The organism is Idiomarina sp. Sol25 (assembly GCF_033052775.1).
Taxonomy (GTDB): Bacteria; Pseudomonadota; Gammaproteobacteria; order Enterobacterales; family Alteromonadaceae; genus Idiomarina.
In genome coordinates, this window is the sequence record NZ_JAUPEW010000045.1 from 1 (window position 1) to 420 (window position 420).

Annotated in this window: 1 protein-coding gene; it reads left to right on the top strand. The window is 56.4% G+C overall.

Annotated elements, in window-relative coordinates; all coding sequences use genetic code 11:
• On the top strand, positions 1–420 hold a 420-nt coding region (locus tag Q5L94_RS13385; RefSeq protein WP_317498861.1), incomplete at both ends, for a cytochrome d ubiquinol oxidase subunit II.

Below are 420 nucleotides of genomic sequence, written 5' to 3' on the forward strand. Positions count from 1 at the left end.
GGCGGCTGGTTCGACTGGCTGACACCCTTTACTCTTTTCTGCGGTGTGGCGGTGGTTATCGGCTACATGATGCTGGGTGCGACCTGGTTGGTGATGAAAACCCGCGGCGACCTGCAGCGTCAAAGCTACCGTGCCGGCTGGTACACCACGATATTGCTGGTGGCCTGCATTGCCTTTGTGAGCCTTTACTTACCTTATGTTGATATGTTTATTGCCGAGCGCTGGTTCACTTACCCGGCCTCCGTTGGCCTGTGGGCTTTGCCAATACTGCTGGTGGTGATGACTATAGGCCTGCTGCGCTCGCTGCATAGAAAACAGGAAGGACGCCCCTACCTTTGGGGTTTGGGCATGTTCCTGCTGGCTTACACCGGCTTCGCGGTCAGCATATTCCCGTATCTGGTACCCCGCAGCATTACCCTG